The sequence below is a fragment of the Methylobacterium phyllosphaerae genome (genome assembly GCF_001936175.1).
GTDB lineage: Bacteria > Pseudomonadota > Alphaproteobacteria > Rhizobiales > Beijerinckiaceae > Methylobacterium > Methylobacterium fujisawaense.
In genome coordinates this window covers 4,827,303-4,842,827 of the sequence record NZ_CP015367.1, presented here as the reverse complement: position 1 = coordinate 4,842,827, position 15,525 = coordinate 4,827,303, and the positions used below count along the sequence as shown (strand labels likewise).

Below are 15,525 nucleotides of genomic sequence, written 5' to 3'. Positions count from 1 at the left end.
TAGCCCCTACGGAAGACGGAGCCGGTCGCGCTCGGCCGAGGGTTCTCAGCCCCGCGCCCCCGCGGCGGCGCCGTAGCCGGCGCGGCGGCCGAACACGACGCCGGAGGTCAGCCCCGAGCCGCCGGGATAGCCGTTGAAGAACACGCCGCCCACCATCTCGCCGCAGGCGTAGAGGCCAGGGATCGCACGGCCGTCCTCGCGCTTCACGCCGCCATCGTCGCCGACCTCGACGCCGCCATAGGTGAAGGTGATGCCGCCGGTGACCGGGTAGGCCTTGAACGGCCCGGTCTCGATCGTCTGGGCCCAGTTCGACTTCGGCAGGGCGAGACCCTTCGTGCCGCGCCCGTCCTTGACGGTCGGGTCGAACGGCACGGTCCCGTCCACGGCGGCGTTGAAATCCGCGATGGTCCTCTTCGCGGCCGCGCGGTCGATGCCGTCGAGCCTGTCGAGGAGCCCGTCCAGGGTATCCGCCTCGACGAAATGCGCGTCGTGGAACCGGTACTCGCTGTAGAGCAGGTGATCGACCTTGGCGTCGAAGATCTGCCAGGCCACGTGGCCGGGCTGCTCCATGATCGCGCGGCCGAACTGGGCATAGGTGTAGTTGCGGAAATCCTTGCCCTCGTCGACGAACCGCTCGCCGTTCGCGTTGAGCATCAGCCCCAGGAAGTAGCAGATCTTCCGGTAGTGCTTGCGCTCGCCGTGCGGCAGGTCGAGGTTGCCGTAATCGGGCGTGTGCAGGTCCATCGGCGTGGCGTGGCAGCCGCCGTAGAAGCCGTGGGCCTTCGCGCCGAGGTCCAGGGCCATCTGGAGCCCGTCGCCCTGGTTGTGCGGCGTGCCGCGCACCCGGGCCTTGTCCCAGCCCTCGCCGATGAAGCGCGTCCGCAGGGCGGCGTTCGACTCGAAGCCGCCGCAGGCGAGCACCACGGCCTTGGCGCGGAAGGCTCCCTGCGGCGTCTCCACGCCGACGACGCGTCCGTCCTCGACGGTCAGCCCGGTGGCCGGGCAGCCGTAGCGGATCGTACCGCCGGCCTCGGTGAAGGCCTCGAGCTCGGTCCGGGCGAGGCCGAAGCCCTCGTCGTGGGTGGCGAGCGTCAGGCCGCCCCAGAATACGAAGCGCCCCTCCTTCTCGAAGGATTGCCGAGAGTAGATCGGCTCGAACTTCACGCCCTGCGTCGCCAGCCAGCGCAGGGCCGCGCCGCTCTCGTCGATCAGGATGCGCTGCTCGCGCGACAGCGGCCGCCCGTCGTTGAAGCCGAGCAGGTCCTTCTCGAACGTCTGCGCCGTATAGGCGCCGAAATCGGTGCGCGGCAGGCGCGGATCCTCGGGGTCGGCCAGCAGTGGGATCAGGTCGTCGTTGCCCGCGTAGACGAAGCGCATGGCGCCTGCCGTGTAGGCGGTGTTGCCGCCGGCGAGATCCTGCTCCGCCTTCTCGATCATCAGCACCGAGGCGCCGCGCTCCAGGGCGGCGAGCCCGGCGCTCATGGCGGCGTTTCCCGACCCGACCACCACCACGTCCCACTGCGCGTCGCCCGGGCGCTGCATGCCAACCTCCTCTTCGCCGTTCGGCCTCGCGTTATTGTATACGAGTGCATGCAATATGCCGCAAGCGTTTCGGCGGCGTCGGTTTCGGGCTATGGCCAAGCCGAGGAGAGCCGGGAATGAAGGCGAGCGAATCGGAGCGCTCCAGCGGCGCCGGCGCCTATGAGCGGCTGCTGCGGGCGATCGAGGAGGGCGAACTCGCGCCCGGCAGCCGCCTGCGCGAGGCGGAGCTGGCCGAGCGGTTTCAGATCAGCCGCACGCCGGTGCGCGAGGCGCTGGGCCGGCTGGAGGCGCAGGGCCTCGTCGCCCACGAACCGCACCGGGGCGCCAGCGTGGCGCAGCTCGATTACGGGCAGGTGAGCGAACTCTACGATCTGCGCGAGGTGCTGGAGGGGACGGCCGCCCGCCTCGCGGCGATCCATGCGAGCGCGGTCGAGACCGAGATCCTGGAGGAGATGGTCGCCCGGGACCGGACGCTGCTGGGGGACGCGCCGGCGCTCGCGCGGACCAACCGTCTGTTCCACCGGCAGATCCACGGAGCGGCGCGCAACCGCTTCCTGCAGAGCACGCTGGAGACGATGCGCCTGTCCCTGGTGCTGCTGCCGGGCGCCACCACGCTGGCGGCCCCCGACCGCGCCGCGGAGTCGCTCACGGAACATGCCGCCATCGTGGCGGCGATCCGGGCGCACGATGCAGACGGCGCAGAAGCGGCGGCCCGGGCGCATATCCGGGCCGCGTTCAAGGCCCGGATCCGGATCTGGCAGGAGAGCTGAGCGGCGATCGCCCTCAGGCGTGGGCGGGCACGCGCCCCAGTCCCGGCCGGCCCCGGAACAGCGCGAGCGTCGCGACGATGCCGCAGGCGGCCGCCGCCATGAGCCAGTAGCTCGGCGCCGCCCGGTCGCCGGTCTTCTCGATCAGGAAGGTGGAGACCATCGGCGTGGCCGTGCCGAACAGCGCGGTGGCGAGGCTGTAGGCCAGCGAGAAGCCGCTGGCGCGGACATGGGCCGGCACCACCTCGGAGAGGGAGACCACCATCGCGCCGTTGTAGACGCCGAAGAAGAACGAGAACCACAGCTCGACGGCGAGCATCTTGCCGAAGGTCGGATCGGCCACGAGCCAGTGCAGCGCCGGGTAGGTCGTCAGCAGCGACAGGGTCGAGATCGTCAGCAGCACCGGCTTGCGCCCGATCGCGTCCGACAGGGCTCCGCCCACGGGCAGCCAGATGAAGTTGGTGATCGCCACGAACAGCGTCACGATCAGGCTGTCGGTCTCGGTGAGCTTGAGGACGTTCCTGCCGAAGGTCGGGGTGTAGACGGTGATCATGTAGAAGGTCACCGTGGTCATCGTGGTCAGCATCATGCCGAGCAGCACGATCCGCCAGTTGGCGGCCACCGTGGTGAGGATCTCGCGGGTGGTCGGGTGGCGGGTCCGCTTGGCGAATTCCTGCGTCTCCTGGAGCGAGCGCCGGATGAAGAAGATGAACGGCACGATCAGGCAGCCGATCAGGAACGGGATGCGCCAGCCGAAATCGCCGATCTGCTGCTTGGTCAGGAAGGCGTTCAGCCCGTAGCCGATCAAGGCGGCGAACATGATCGCCACCTGCTGGCTCGCCGACTGGAACGAGGTGTAGAAGCCGCGCCGCCCGGGCGTGGCGATCTCGAACAGGTAGATCGAGACGCCGCCGATCTCGACGCCCGCCGAGAAGCCCTGGAGCAGGCGCCCGGCGAGCACGATCAGCGGGGCCGCGACGCCGATCGTGTCGTAGCTCGGGCAGAAGGCGATGAGCACCGTGCCGCTCGCCATGATCGCGAGCGTGATGATCAGGCCCTTCCGGCGGCCGATCCGGTCGATATAGGCGCCCAGCACGATCGCCCCGAGCGGCCGCATCAGCGCCCCGAGCCAGAACGTGCCGAAGGTCAGGAGCAGCTCGGTGGTCTCGTTGCCCGCCGGGAAGAACGCCCGCGCGATATAGGTGGCGTAGAAGCCGAACAGGAAGAAGTCGAACATCTCCAGGAAGTTGCCGCTGGTCGAGCGGAGGATCGCTCCGATCCTGGACTTGAGGGTGGCCTCGACGGCCCCGGGATCACCGGCCATGACGACGTCCTTTCCGGGTGCCCGTCAGGCACCGATCCACTTCATGGCGATGATGGTGCCGGTCACGGTCAGCGCGCCGCCGATCCGGGTGGCGATCTGCGCGAAGGGCATCAGCGCCATGCGGTTGGCCGCCGTGAGGATCGCCACGTCGCCGGTGCCGCCCTGGCCGCTGTGGCAGGCATTCACGATCGCGGTCTCGATCGGGTACATCCCGAGCCAGCGCCCGACGACGAAGCCCACGGTCATCAGCGTCGCCACGGTCGACACGATGGTGATCAGGTTCACCAGCGTGAAGGCGGCCATCAACTCGTGCCAGGGCGTCATCGCCACGCCGATGGCGAAGAGCAGCGGGTAGGTCATCGAGACCTGCACGAACTTGTAGACCACGAAGCCGCCCGCCTGGAGATGGGGCGACACCGCGCTGGCGAGCTTGGCGAACACGGCCAGGAACAGCATCGCCACGGGGGCCGGCAGGCCGACGAGGTGGTGGGCCATGACGCCGAGCAGGTAGAGGGTGATCGCCGTGAGCCCGGCCGCGCCGATCGTGGCGGGGTCGATCTGCCCGCGTGCGGCCTCGGACTTGGCCTGCGCATCGCTGGATTTCATCTCGTCCGAATCGGGCTGGAGTCGCCCCTCGCCGGTGAGGTGCGGGTAGCGCTTGCCGACGGAATTGAGCGTGCCCGACAGGATGATCGCCGTGAGCGAGCCCAGCATCACCGGCGGCAGAACCTGGGCGAAGACGACGCCCTGCTGCACGCCCAGGATCGCCGCGTAGCCGATGGAGAGCGGGATCGCCCCCTCGCCGACACCGCCGGCCATGATCGGCACGACGATGAAGAAGAACGTCTTGTACGGGCCGAGGCCGAGGAGCGTGCCGACCAGCGTGCCGACCAGGGCCGCCGCCACCGAGCCGAGGGCGAGCGGCGCGAAGATCTTGAGGAAGCCCTTGATCAGGACCTCGCGGTCCATCCCGAGGATGGAGCCGACGATGATCGTTGCGATGTAGATGTAGAGGAAGTTGGTGAACTTGGTGAAATCGGTGATCGCCTTCACCATCTGCGGCGGCACCAGGGCGTAGTAGACGAGCGCCGAGGGGATGAAGGTCGCGAAGATCGCGCCGGCCCCGATGTTCTTCAGGATCGGGATCCGCTTGCCGATCTCCGCGCAGGTGAAGCCGCCCATCACCAGCACGGCGATCATGGTCGGCCCGTCAGGCTTGATCTCGCCCTCTTGCACCAGAACGGTGAGTAGGATCGCCAGCACGACGAAGATCGGGAGCGGTATGATGCCGATCTTGAGGTCGATGAGGCGCCACCACACGTCCGGCCAGAACCGGGTCGCGCCCCCGTCTCGGGTACGGCCTTTCGACGGTGATGGGATCGGACTCGTCGAAGCGGTGCTGGTCATGGCGTCCCCCCCGGATATCTCGCCGCCTGCGGGCCGTTTCGCCTTTCGCCGCGCCGTCGCGGCCGCGTGATGGGACGCGGTCCGTCGAGTCCCGCACGGTCGGCGGAGATAAAGTGACATTCGGCGTATCAGCGTCGAGAATGGGCGGCAACGCGACCCGCGGAACAAAGGGCGCCACCTGTCCCGTAAGCCGGGATTAAAGACCACTCTCCATCGTTGGGCGCATGACAATGGCCCGGCTGGGTGCCGGGCCTCGAAGTCGGCGGGCACGGCGGCAGGCGACGGGACCACGCGCCGCCACCGGCTTTGCCGATCAGAAGTCGCGCTGGACGCGGAAGCGGACCTGCGAGACCGAATCCTGCGTCACGGTGCGCGGGACGAAGGTGCCGGCGTTGATGCCGGCGACGTTGGCGTAGGCGGTGGGGCTCTTGTCCAAGTCGATCACGCGGCCGCTTTTCACGCCGACCTGGGTGTAGAAACCCTCGACGCCGATATCGAGATCGCGGACCGGTGACCAGATGAGGCTGGCGCCCGCCACGACCTGGTAGGTGTCGCGCAGGGCCTCGCTGAGCGCGTAGAACCGTGTCCCCGGCAACCCGACGGCGCTGGCGCCGAACCTGTTGGCGCCTCTCGGATTCGCCAGTCCGAAGATCGCGCCCTGCCCCAGCCGGGCGCTCCGATCGAAATCCTGCTCGCCGTACGATCCGAAAAAGGCCGAGCGCCATTCCGGCGTCCAGTAATGCAGAAACGACGCGACCGCCGAGAAGGCCCGCGACTCCCGCAGCTGGCCGGTGAACGGGTCGATCGTCGCATCCGAAAAATACTGATTGAATTTCTGTCCGTGATATCCGGCGCTGGCTTGCGTATAGCTCCCGGCGAAGGCCGAATATCCGGCATAGATCTGCGCGCCATTGCTGTAGGCACTTTGCAGATAGAGGGCGTCACCCAGCGCGATGAACGGGGTGTTGATCTTCAGGCCGCCCTGGACCGCCCAGCCATACGCGGTGCTGGTGTGCGGGATGCTGAGGTTGGAGCCGGTGCCGATACCCGCGCCGTTCTGCACGTTGCCGACGTTCAGCTCGTGGACGGCGGCCGAGACCTGAGCCGAGCCCCAGGCCTGGTCGAGGCGCAGGGCGCCGACGATGTCGGGCACGCGCGAGCGCTCAATCGCGTCGACGAAGCTGTACCGCGAGGGTAGACCGTCGGTGTAGCCGATGAACACCGGCGCGGGTGCGCTGGTTTGCGCGAAGTTCGCGAGCGTCGCATTGTTCTGGAGACCCGCCGGATTGTTGGTCGGCGAGAAGATCGGGCTGCGACGGTAGACCGGATCTTCCGCCGAGACCGTGGCGGACAGGCCGTTGCCGAACGCCGCCGTGTAGGCGAGCAGGTTCGTCGAGGCGACGTCGGAGCCAGCGGTGGCACCGTAGATCTCGAAATCGTGGGCGTAGAAGTCGAAGAACGAGGATGCACGCCCGGCGGTCAGCCCTGCGAACTGGATGAACGCCTTGTCGGCATTCACGTGCTGCTGGTCGCGGCCGAACTGGTCGATGCCCAAGCCCGGAAAAGCGTTGCCGATGCGCTGCTGGGTCCCGGACGTGATGTAGCCCGTCCGCGCGATGGCATCGAGGCGCGCGAAGGCGCGGAGCGTGCCGTAGGCGGTCTGGGTGCGGGCATCGAGGTTGATGCGCATCTGGCCCTGAAATCCGGCCGTGTCGCCGAGGTTCGTGCCGAACTGCCGCCCGTAGCTGGTTCTGTAGCCGCCCTCGAAACGGGCGCGCCCCGAGAGCCGCAGGCAGGTGTCGGTGCCGGGGATGAAGAAGAAGCCGGGGCCGTATGCGCCGCAGACGCGGACATACGCGACGGGCACCGCCGTCCTGGCCGGCAGGTCGGCGGCCTCTGCGACACCCACCGTCGTGATCGCCGCCACGGCCCCGAGCAATACCGATTCCAAATAGTTCATTGAGACCCCCCGATCCCTCAATATTTACGACACAACGAAAGAGTAATTATCTCCCCCTTGGGAAACACAGAGTCCGATCCGGGTCTCCGTTCACTGATTTCATCCCAAGCTGAGCAGATACGTCGACAATACTGTGCGCATGATCATTTCCGAGCAACAAAAAATCTCACACCGCAGAGACGCTTATGTTTTTGTTGTAGATCAGCAACATTTCTTGTTTCAATACAGAAGATGTATTGGATTTTTGCTTTGTTCATTCCGCAAAATAATTGAGTTTCTTCTTCCCGATGGAGGCAATATCATCGATCAAAGACACCGCAGAGGCGCGCGAAATCCCTCCGTCCGAGGCGGCTGCAAACGCCAGTTCCGGACGTTCCGCGTCGCCGGAGCAGCCGCGACGGACCGGGCCGAAGGCCGCTACGGACCCGCAGCGCGGCGTGATTCCGGGGCGCCGATTCGGCGTGCGAGCGGCCCTCATCCGGGCCGTCGATCAGGATTGAGAAGGGATCGCAGGCCCTGACCCGGCCCAGGGCACGGCCGGTTCATCCCGACACAGGGTCCCGGCTTCGCTCGCGGACGGGGCGGCGAGAGAGTGGATCGTGCGCCGATGGCGCGGCTCTCTCGACCCGGAATCCGCGGTCCCGCGAATTGCCGACGCAGCCGGCCCCATGCTCCGCGTCGGCGTCGGCGTCGGGCGGCGTGCGGCCCGGCCCCGAGCAGGCGGCGGGACGGCCCGACGCCTCGGTTCGACGCATAGCGGAAGGGGGAAGCGAGATGGCGCCCGCGTGCGCCGGGCGGGGCGCCGGAGGGCGGCCGAATTGCTTCGGCGCCGTTCTCGACAGGCGCGATTGTGGAGCTCGATCAGGCCGCGTGGCGACGCGCCGCTTCGCGCGTCCAAAAGGGCGACCACAACGAAAAAGGCCCGGCCGAAGCCGAGCCTTGAGGTTCCTGAAGCACGGGGACCGGTGCCGAGACCGAAGCCCCGGCGCCGGTAAAGCGGCTTAGAAGTCGCGCTGGACGCGGAAGCGGAAGGTGGAGACGCTGTCCGCCGTCGTCGTCCGCGGCACGAAGGTGCCGTTGTTGATGCCGGCGACGTTGGCGTAAGCGGTCGGGCTCTTGTCGCGGTCGATCACGCGGCCGTTCTTGACGCCGATCTGGGTGTAGAAGCCCTCGACACCGATATCGAGGTCCTTCACCGGCGACCAGATGATGCTGCCGCCCGCCACGAACTGGTAGGTGTCGCGCAGCGCCTCGCTGAGCTGGAAGAACCGGGTGCCCGGCACGCCGACGCCGTTCACGCCGAACGAGTTGCCACCGGTGTTGTTCGCCAGCGCGAAGGCCGCGCCCTGGGCGAGACGAGCGCCGCTGCCGTAGCTCATCTCACCGTACGACCCGAAGAAGGCCGAGCGCCACTCCGGCGACCAGTAGTGGAGGTACGAGGCCGTCGCGGTGAAGCTCGTCGACTGCTCCAGCTGACCCGTGAACGGGTTGAGCGTCGCGTCGTTCATGTACTGCGCGAACTTCTGGCCCTGGATGGTGGCTGGGTTCTGCGAGTAGCAGCCGCTGAAGGCGCAGTAGCCGGTGTACATCTGGGCACCGGAGCCGTAGGCGCCCTGCAGGTAGAGGGCGTCGCCCGGCGCGATGAACGGCGTGTTGATCTTCAGGCCGCCCTGCACCGCCCAGCCGTACGAGTTGCTGGCGTGCGGGATGCTGATGTTCGAGCCGGTGCCGGTGCCGGCGCCGTTCGCCACGTTGCCGACGTTCAGCTCGTGGACGGCGGCCGAGACCTGAGCCGAGCCCCAGGCCTGGTCGAGGCGCAGGGCGCCGACGAAGTCGGGCATGCGCGAGCGCTGGATCACGTCGACGAAGCTGTACCGGGTCGGCACGCCGTTGGTGTAGCCGATGAACACCTCGGCCGGGGAGGACGTCTGTGCGAAGTTCGCGAGGTTGCCGTTGACCGTCACGCCAGCCGGATTGATGGTCTGCGAGAAGATCACGCTGCGGCGGAAGACCGGATCTTCGGCCGAGATCGTGGCGGACAGGCCGTTGCCGAACGTCGCCGTGTAGGCGAGCAGGTTGGTCGAGGCGATGTCGGAGCCGAGCGTGGCGCCGGCGAACTCGAAGTCGTGGGCGTAGAAGTCGAAGAACGACGAGGCGCGACCGGCGGTCATGCCGGCGAACTGGATGAAGGCCTTGTCGACGTTCACGAACTGCTGGGCGCGGCCGAACTGGTCGATGCCGAGGCCCGGGAAGGCCTGGCCGATGCGCTGCTGGGTGCCGGAGGTGCCGACGCCGGAGTAGCCGGTGCGGGAGCCGGCATCGAGGCGGACGAAGGCGCGCAGCGTGCCGTAGGCGGTCTGGGTGCGGGCATCCATGTTGATGCGCAAGCGGCCCTGGTAGCCCGACGTGTCGCCGTTGCTGCCCTGGCGCGAGTAGCTGGTCATGTAGCCGCCCTCGAACCGGGCGCGGCCCGAGATGCGCAGGCAGGTGTCGGTGCCGGGAATGTAGAAGAAGCTGGCGCCGTAGGCGCCGCAGACGCGGACGTACTCGATCGGAACCGCCTTCTTGACCGGGAGGTCGGCGGCATGAGCTGCGCCTACCGCCGCGAACGCAGCAGCAGACCCGAGCAATGAGCTCTTCAAGAGCTTCATAGACATCTCCAAAGCTTCGAGACCCAATGATGCGGACGTGCCCGGTTGTCCGGGTCTAGCCGCACGTTCTGTAGGTTTGGCCCGCGTCTTAGGTGGCAGGCTCCTGCGGGCTCTCGCTTGGCGATGCCCCCGTGCACGATCACCATGTGCGAACGGGTTTCGGCGAGCAACGAGGATTCGTGAGCGCCTTGGCAGTTCCAGAGTGATGTTGCGGTCCCGCAACATTCCCCGGGTGATTTAGTCGGCAACGGGTCGCGCAATGTGCACGAATGCTGTCCTGACAGGCCGATGTGCCGCGTCGACAGGCAGGACGCCGCCCGGCTCGGATCCCGGGCCGGGCGGCGCGTCAGCGTCTCGCGATTCGCCGGCGACGGGGCGCCGGCAGATTTTTCTCACATGGGCGGCGTCAGGCCGTCCTTGCCGACGGCGACCCGCCGGGCGGTGACGCGGCCGTCATCCCCGCGCGCAACGATCACGAAGACCTTGGCGCCGGGTGCGACGGCCGACGCGGTGGCAGGCTCGAAGCTGACGACCGGCGCCTGCGGCGGCACGAGGATCTGCAAGGACTGGCCCTGGCCGTAATCGACCGTGAGGGTCCGCTCCGCGCTGCCGCTGCTCGCCTTGACCGTCCCGTTGGTCATCGCGCTCTTCACGCGGGGCGCGTCCGGCGCGGTCGCATGCACGTCCGCCTTCACGGTGCCGTTCGTCATGGCGCTCTTCACCGGCGCCCCGGCCGCCGTGCGGTCGGGAATCATGTCCCAGTCGTAATGCCCCTCGCCGGTGCCGCGCATCGCCTCGGGGAACAGGACGACCTCGAGGGCCACCGGGGGCTCGCCCTTGGTGGCCGTGCCGATGAAGACGCCGTCCTTGATCGCGTCCAGGCTGGACGGGACGACCCAGGAAACCTTCGCGTCGGGGGCGAGCGCCACGGATTCCGACGCGCCGTCCAGGGTCTTCACGGTGAAGCCATCGCCGGAGACCGCTTCGACGGTGCCGCGCAGGCGCTCGATCTTCGGGGCCGCCTGCGCGCCGGTGACGACGGCCAACAGGCTCGCCAGGACGAGCGTCGGTAACTTTGTCATGTCGGGTCCTTTTCCTGCCGCCGGGATCGATGCGACCGGCGGGACGTGGGGCGGCTTGGGGCGAGGTCAGCCCCGGGGGGCCTGTGACATCGCACCCCGGATATCGCGCCCGGGCCCGGGGCGGTTACGTATCCTCGACCTGCCCGAGCCGCCCCAGGAACGGGGCGGCCGCCGCCTCCGCGGCCGCCTCCACGGCCCGGTACCGGCGGACCACATCGGTTCCGAAGTCCGAGAGACGGGCGCCGCCTCCGGCCCGCCCGCCGGTCTGCGCCTCGACCACGGGCCGGCCGAAACCGGTGTTCATCGCCTCGACCAGCATCCACGCCCGCCGGTACGACATCCCGAGCGCGCGGCCGGCCGCCGCGATGGAACCGTGCTCGGCGATCATCTCCAGAAGCCGCACCTTGCCGGGACCGAGGCGGTGCCCCGGCCCGAGATCGATGCGAATGCTCAGGCGCGGCCCTTCGCCTGCGGCGGAGGCTCGCCCCGGGACCCTATCGGCCGCCGCACTCAGGCGGGCAGCACCAGAAGGGCGAGACCGGCCGCGGCAAGGCCGGCGCCGAGGGTCGGCGCCGCCCGCGTCGCCCCGATCCGGGCCGCCGCGACACCGAGGCCGATCCCGGCCGCGTGCAGGAGCGCGGTGGCCGCCAGGAAGCCGAGTCCGAAGGTCAGGCCTGTGGCGGTCTCCGGCATCTCGGTCCCGTGGGCGTAGCCGTGGAACACCGCGAAGACGCCGACCAAGCCGGCCAGGAGGGCGACCGGCGCGCGCAGGCCGATGATGGCGGCAAGGCCGAACACGACGATGGAGAGCGCGATCCCGACCTCGACATGGGGCAGCGCGAAACCAACCATGCCCAGGCCGGCCCCCACGCTCATCAGCGCCAGGAAGGACAGGGGCAGCGCCCAGAGTGCGCGTCCGCCGCGCAGGCTGGCGAGGAGGCCGACCGCCACCATCGCGAGCACATGGTCGGCGCCCATCAACGGGTGGAGGAAGCCTGCCTCCGCGCCCGTCGCGGCTCCGTGGCCCGGATGGGCGAGCGCCGCCTGGGGCAGCAGGATGAGCGCGGCCGGCAGGAGCGCCAGGGACGCGGCGGGTCGGGAGGAGAGCAGACGCTTCATCGGAAATCCTTCGCTGGATCTGCGAAGATGTAGCGCCGTTCCACCGCTGCTGCGAGGGGCCGGCGGCCATCGCCGCGGGGCGCCTCCCCGGATCAGGCCGCCCCGGGTCGGCGCGTCAGAACGACATCGCCTCGTGGACCGCAGCCGGCTCGAACGGCTCCGTGAAGGCGACCCCGACGCCGTGCGCGAAGTGGCGCATCACCGTCGCAGCCTTGTGCCCCACCTGGATGGTCGCGCCGATCTCGAGTTCGTGGTCGACGAGCAGCGCCACCCCGGAGGCTGAAACGTTGAGCACATGCCCCAGGAAGGCCTGGCCGGAGGCCGTGGTGACCTGGACGATCTTCTGCTTCGGCACGATCCGCTTGTGGGCTCGGATCGGCTCCGGCTGCAGGTCCTGGGCGCGCGCCAGCGTCACGAACTGTCGGGCGAGGTCGGCGAGGATCGCGCGGCCACCCCGGACGCAGGCGACGAATTCCTGACCGGCCACTTGGGCGATGCGCGCTTCCAGAGTCCCGACATGGCGGATGCTGCAGGTCAGATCCTCGCCGATCGCCAACAGCGAGGAGGAGCGGAAGCGGATCCCCTCCGTCGAGACGTCGGCGGTCACGGCGTAGAAGTCGCGACGGCGCTGGTTCCAGCACAACGCAGGCAACATGACGACGTGCCGCCGGACCATCACACCTGCATCATCAATAGGAATACACAGGCTGTCTTTTGCGGCCCAAAATTTTTCCGGGTTGTTCAGGCGATCTATAAAATTGGATTTATCTCGGGCCCTGTACAATCCCTCTCGAGCCGGACCTTCGCATCGCGGACGCGGTCGGCGCCGGGCCTGCGGGGGGCGCCGATCGGATGCGGCGCCGGCCCGATCCGGGAGGCCCGGGCCAGATTGCCACGGAAAACCGAATACAAGATGCAGATTGGCCGCATGGCATGGATGCTGCCTGGGATTGTGCATGCCAGGAGGCTGCGCGACAGTGTCGCCCGTCTCCCGGATCGGCTGCGGCCGATCCGTGCCGCCCTCTCCGCCTGCATCCGGACTGGTCTCATGTTGCGTCTCGCCGCCTGCCTCCTTGCCGGTTTTACCCTCGCCGGGCCCGCCGCCGCGCAGACCCTGCGCTACGGCATGATGGAGGATCCGGACGCTCTCGACCCGACGCTCGCCCGCACCTTTGCGAGCCGGATGGTCTTCGCCGCCCTGTGTGACAAGCTCGTGGATATCGGCCCGGACCTGAAGCCGGTGCCGCAGCTCGCCACCTCCTGGGAGCTGTCGCCGGACGAGAAGGCGCTGACCCTGCACCTGCGTCCGGGCGTGCTGTTCCACGACGGCGAGAAGCTCGACGCGGCCGCGGCCAAGTACTCCATCGAGCGGCATAGGACGATGCCGGGCTCGCAGCGCCGCTCGGAGATCGCGCCGATCGACTCGGTGGACGTGGTCGACGACCTCACCGTCCGCATCAACCTGAAGCAGCCCTTCGCGCCGCTGCTCGCGCAGTTCACCGACCGGGCCGGCATGATGGTCTCGCCGAAGGCCGCCGAGCGGCTGGGTGACAAGTTCGCCTCCGCGCCGGTTTGCGCCGGGCCGTACAAGTTCGTCGAGCGGGTGCCGCAGGACCGGATCGTGGTCGAACGCTTCCCCGACTACTGGAACAAGGACGCGATCCACATCCAGCGGATCGAGTTCCGGCCGATCCCAGACGCCACGGTCCGGCTCACCAATCTGCGGGCCGGGCAACTCGACCTGCTGGAGCGGCTCGCCCCCACCGACGTTGCGCAGGTGAAGCGCGACGCCAAGCTGAAGCTCGAGTCCACCACCGAACTCGGTTTCCAGGAGATCCTGTTCAATCCCAACAAGGCCGGCTCGCCGGTGGCCGACCCGAAGGTTCGCGCCGCCTTCGAGGCCGCCATCGACCGCAACGCCATCAATCAGGTCGTCTACAACGGCGAGTTCCTGGCCGGGAATCAGTGGGTCAACCCGAAGAACCCGAACTACGTCGCCGAATACCCGATCCCGAAGCGGGACGTGGCCAAGGCCAAGGCCCTGCTCGCCGAGGCCGGCAAGCCGAACCCGCAGATCACGCTCACCGTCTACGCCAACAGCGAGTCGCCCCAGGTGGGCCAAGTGATCCAGGCGATGACCAAGGAAGCCGGGTTCGACGTGAAGATCCAGGCCGTGGACTTCACCACGGCGCTCGATGCCGCCGACAAGGGCAATTACGAGGCGCAGCTCTATTCCTGGAGCGGCCGGTCCGACCCGGACGGGAACACCTACAGCTTCCTCGCCTGCAAGGCGGCGCTGAACTATCCCAAATACTGCAGCCCGGAGGCCGACGCGGCCCTCCAGGCCGAACGCGGCACCATCGATCCGGCCAAGCGCAAGGCCGCTTGGAAGGCCCTGGCCGATCAGGTGCTGAAGGACCGGCCCGGCATCTACATTCTGCACCGCAAGCTGCTCTGGGCCTACAGCCAGAAGATCACCGGCTTCGTACCCTACCCGGACGGGCTCGTGCGCTTCACCGGCCTGAAGCTCAACTGACGCTGCGCGCCTGATGCTTCGCTTCCTGGCGCGCCGCCTCGCCCTGGCGGTCCCGACCCTGATCCTGGCCTCGATGATCATCTTCGCCCTGCAGCAATTGCTGCCGGGGGACGTCGCCACCGCGCTGACCGGCGAGGAGCGCGACCCGCAGGTGATCGCCTTCATCCGCGAGAAGTACCACCTCGATGAGCCCCTGCCGGTACGCTACGCCTACTGGGCCGGCGGCGTGCTGCGGGGCGATCTCGGCGAGTCGATCCGCCTGCAGAAGCCGGTCTCCGAGCTGATCGTCGAGAAGCTGCCGGTCACCCTCGAACTCGCCTGTCTCGCCATGCTGGTGGCGCTGGCCATCGGCGTACCGATGGGTGTGCTCTCGGCGGTGAAGCGCGGGCAGGCCGCCGACACGATCGCCAACGGGATCGCCCTGTGGGGCCTCTCGGTGCCGAATTTCTGGCTCGGGATCCTGCTGATCCTGCTGTTCTCGGTGGAACTCGGCTGGCTGCCGGCCTCGGGCTACGTCTCGCCGTTCGAGAGCCTATCGGACAACCTCGCCGCCATGGTGATGCCGGCCTTCGTGCTCGGCAACGCCATCGCGGCGGTGATGATGCGCCACACCCGCGCGGCGATGCTGGGCGTGCTCGGCTCCGACTACGTCCGCACGGCCCGGGCCAAGGGCGTCTCGCCGCTTCGCGTCACCCTTCGGCACGCGCTGCCGAACGCCGCGATCCCGATCATCACCCTGGGGGCGCTGGAATTCGGCCAGCTCCTGTCGGGGGCGGTGCTCACCGAGCAGGTCTTCTCCGTGCCGGGCTTCGGGAAGCTGATGGTCGATGCCGTGTTCAACCGGGATTTCGCCACCGTGCAGGGCGTCGTGATCTGCACGGCCGCCACCTACATCGCCCTGAACCTCGCCGCCGACCTGCTCTCGGCCGCCGTGAACCCGAAGCTGAGGCGGGCATGAGCGCAATGATTGCCCGCGCCTCGCTCTCGCAGTCTTCAGAGCTGCGACTTCGGGAGTTACAATTGAGTGCACAGAGTGAAGCGCGGGTCCCCTCTCCCGAGCGGGAGAGGTCTGCTTTCGCAGAAAGCCGGGTGAGGGAGGAGAACTCTCCGGAAAGACCTGATCCCTCACCCCAACCC

General features: G+C 68.3%; 12 protein-coding genes. 3 read left to right on the top strand and 9 right to left on the bottom strand.

Annotated features, from left to right (window positions below):
* Positions 1 to 45 precede the first annotated feature (45 nt).
* On the bottom strand, positions 46 to 1,542 hold the full coding sequence (tcuA, locus tag MCBMB27_RS22095; RefSeq protein WP_043385585.1) for an FAD-dependent tricarballylate dehydrogenase TcuA: 1,497 nt from the start codon (positions 1,540 to 1,542) through the stop codon (positions 46 to 48).
* A 116-nt stretch (positions 1,543 to 1,658) separates the two neighbouring features.
* Between tcuA and MCBMB27_RS22090 the strand changes: the two genes are divergently transcribed.
* Positions 1,659 to 2,312 carry a GntR family transcriptional regulator gene (locus MCBMB27_RS22090; RefSeq protein ID WP_043357372.1) on the top strand — a complete coding sequence of 218 codons (654 nt, stop codon included), beginning with the start codon at positions 1,659 to 1,661 and terminating at the stop codon, positions 2,310 to 2,312.
* Positions 2,313 to 2,325: 13 nt separating this feature from the next.
* On the opposite strand, the gene tcuC is transcribed toward MCBMB27_RS22090, so the two are convergent.
* The 8 genes from tcuC to MCBMB27_RS22050 form a co-directional block, all read right to left on the bottom strand.
* A complete protein-coding gene (gene tcuC / locus MCBMB27_RS22085) occupies positions 2,326 to 3,633 on the bottom strand; it encodes an MFS transporter (RefSeq protein ID WP_043357373.1) in 1,308 nt (435 codons plus the stop codon).
* Between the two features lie 24 nt (positions 3,634 to 3,657).
* Positions 3,658 to 5,040, bottom strand: a complete 1,383-nt coding sequence (locus MCBMB27_RS22080) for a 2-hydroxycarboxylate transporter family protein (RefSeq protein ID WP_075381280.1) — start codon at positions 5,038 to 5,040, stop codon at positions 3,658 to 3,660.
* Between the two features lie 313 nt (positions 5,041 to 5,353).
* On the bottom strand, positions 5,354 to 7,000 hold the full coding sequence (locus tag MCBMB27_RS22075) for a porin (RefSeq protein WP_075381279.1): 1,647 nt from the start codon (positions 6,998 to 7,000) through the stop codon (positions 5,354 to 5,356).
* Positions 7,001 to 8,001: 1,001 nt separating this feature from the next.
* Positions 8,002 to 9,651 (bottom strand): porin, encoded by a 1,650-nt coding sequence (locus MCBMB27_RS22070; RefSeq protein ID WP_075381278.1) that lies wholly within the window; start codon positions 9,649 to 9,651, stop codon positions 8,002 to 8,004.
* 392 nt (positions 9,652 to 10,043) lie between these two features.
* Entirely contained in the window at positions 10,044 to 10,733 is a 690-nt protein-coding gene (locus MCBMB27_RS22065; protein ID WP_043385596.1) for a hypothetical protein, read from the bottom strand.
* Between the two features lie 124 nt (positions 10,734 to 10,857).
* Positions 10,858 to 11,136: a winged helix-turn-helix domain-containing protein gene (locus tag MCBMB27_RS22060; protein WP_236952784.1), complete on the bottom strand. Its 279-nt coding sequence runs from the start codon at positions 11,134 to 11,136 to the stop codon at positions 10,858 to 10,860.
* A 107-nt stretch (positions 11,137 to 11,243) separates the two neighbouring features.
* Positions 11,244 to 11,852 carry a HupE/UreJ family protein gene (locus MCBMB27_RS22055; RefSeq protein WP_051045111.1) on the bottom strand — a complete coding sequence of 203 codons (609 nt, stop codon included), beginning with the start codon at positions 11,850 to 11,852 and terminating at the stop codon, positions 11,244 to 11,246.
* A 115-nt stretch (positions 11,853 to 11,967) separates the two neighbouring features.
* The gene (locus tag MCBMB27_RS22050; RefSeq protein ID WP_078947135.1) at positions 11,968 to 12,507 is read right to left on the bottom strand and encodes a PilZ domain-containing protein; all 540 of its coding nucleotides are present in this window, start codon (positions 12,505 to 12,507) and stop codon (positions 11,968 to 11,970) included.
* Positions 12,508 to 12,900: 393 nt separating this feature from the next.
* Between MCBMB27_RS22050 and MCBMB27_RS22045 the strand changes: the two genes are divergently transcribed.
* Both MCBMB27_RS22045 and MCBMB27_RS22040 read left to right on the top strand, forming a co-directional pair.
* A complete protein-coding gene (locus MCBMB27_RS22045; protein ID WP_053609520.1) occupies positions 12,901 to 14,388 on the top strand; it encodes an ABC transporter substrate-binding protein in 1,488 nt (495 codons plus the stop codon).
* 13 nt (positions 14,389 to 14,401) lie between these two features.
* On the top strand, positions 14,402 to 15,346 hold the full coding sequence (locus MCBMB27_RS22040) for an ABC transporter permease (protein ID WP_043760182.1): 945 nt from the start codon (positions 14,402 to 14,404) through the stop codon (positions 15,344 to 15,346).
* Positions 15,347 to 15,525: the final 179 nt, after the last annotated feature.

Coding starts and splice junctions, on each gene's coding strand:
- tcuA (WP_043385585.1), bottom strand. CDS start 1,542: ATGCAGCGCCCGGGCGACGCGCAGTGGGACGTGGTGGTGGTCGGGTCG.
- MCBMB27_RS22090 (WP_043357372.1), top strand. CDS start 1,659: ATGAAGGCGAGCGAATCGGAGCGCTCCAGCGGCGCCGGCGCCTATGAG.
- tcuC (WP_043357373.1), bottom strand. CDS start 3,633: ATGGCCGGTGATCCCGGGGCCGTCGAGGCCACCCTCAAGTCCAGGATC.
- MCBMB27_RS22080 (WP_075381280.1), bottom strand. CDS start 5,040: ATGACCAGCACCGCTTCGACGAGTCCGATCCCATCACCGTCGAAAGGC.
- MCBMB27_RS22075 (WP_075381279.1), bottom strand. CDS start 7,000: ATGAACTATTTGGAATCGGTATTGCTCGGGGCCGTGGCGGCGATCACG.
- MCBMB27_RS22070 (WP_075381278.1), bottom strand. CDS start 9,651: ATGAAGCTCTTGAAGAGCTCATTGCTCGGGTCTGCTGCTGCGTTCGCG.
- MCBMB27_RS22065 (WP_043385596.1), bottom strand. CDS start 10,733: ATGACAAAGTTACCGACGCTCGTCCTGGCGAGCCTGTTGGCCGTCGTC.
- MCBMB27_RS22055 (WP_051045111.1), bottom strand. CDS start 11,852: ATGAAGCGTCTGCTCTCCTCCCGACCCGCCGCGTCCCTGGCGCTCCTG.
- MCBMB27_RS22050 (WP_078947135.1), bottom strand. CDS start 12,507: ATGTTGCCTGCGTTGTGCTGGAACCAGCGCCGTCGCGACTTCTACGCC.
- MCBMB27_RS22045 (WP_053609520.1), top strand. CDS start 12,901: ATGTTGCGTCTCGCCGCCTGCCTCCTTGCCGGTTTTACCCTCGCCGGG.
- MCBMB27_RS22040 (WP_043760182.1), top strand. CDS start 14,402: ATGCTTCGCTTCCTGGCGCGCCGCCTCGCCCTGGCGGTCCCGACCCTG.